Annotated in this window: 1 protein-coding gene; it reads left to right on the plus strand. The window is 72.7% G+C overall.

Annotation, left to right across the window (positions count from 1 at the left end; genetic code table 11):
• Positions 1–144: 144 nt before the first annotated feature.
• On the plus strand, positions 145–908 hold a 764-nt coding region (locus GT030_RS25840), incomplete at its 3' end, for an ATP-dependent Clp protease ATP-binding subunit (RefSeq protein ID WP_161203168.1).

The following is a 908-nucleotide window of genomic DNA, read 5'->3' on the forward strand; positions in this document are numbered from 1 at the left end:
GGCAGACGGGAATTGTCAGACAGGGCCTAGGGGACCGGCGAAGCCTGCGGGTGCCCTTCCCTCCTGGGCGTGCCATCGTTTCAAGAGTGGCCGGTCCGGGGTACCCGACCGCTCCGCACGCGTCGTCTGCGAAGGGCGGAAACGATGACCAGCGGCTACGTCGGCCCTGAGGGCGACCCCTTCGGGGAGTTCTTCTCCCGCTTCTTCGGCGGCTCCGGAAATCCGGGCCAGCCCGGCGGCCCCCGCCAGATAGACATCGGCCGCCTGCTGAGCCAGCCCGCGCGCGAGCTGGTCAAGGGGGCCGCGCAGTACGCGGCGGAGCACGGCAGCCGGGATCTTGACACCCAGCACCTGCTGCGCGCCGCCCTGTCCAGCGAGCCCACCCGCAGTCTGCTCAGCCGGTCCGGGGCGAACCCGGACTCGATGGCCACCGAGATCGACGGCCGCGCCGGACCCGTGCAGCACCAGCCGGGCACAGTGCCGCCGACCGCGCTGTCCCTGACCCCGGCCGTGAAGCGGGCGCTGATGGAGGCGCACGAGATGGCACGGGCCAGCGGCGCCGGGTACATCGGCCCCGAGCACGTGCTGAGCGCCCTCGCCATGAACCCGGACTCGGCCGCCGGGCACATCCTGCACGCGGCCCGGTTCAAGGCGGAAGCGGCTCCGCCCGAGGCGCCGGACACCGCGCAGGGCCGCCAGGACCGCCCCCGGCCCACGACCACGCCGACACTGGACAAGTACGGGCGCGATCTGACCGAGCTGGCCCGCGAGAACCGCATCGACCCGGTGATCGGCCGGGAGAAGGAGATCGAGCAGACCATCGAGGTGCTGTCCCGGCGCGGCAAGAACAACCCGGTGCTGATCGGTGACGCGGGCGTCGGCAAGACCGCCGTGGTCGAGGGGCTGGC

It is taken from the genome of Streptomyces sp. SID1328 (assembly GCF_009865595.1).
GTDB lineage: Bacteria > Actinomycetota > Actinomycetes > Streptomycetales > Streptomycetaceae > Streptomyces > Streptomyces griseoluteus.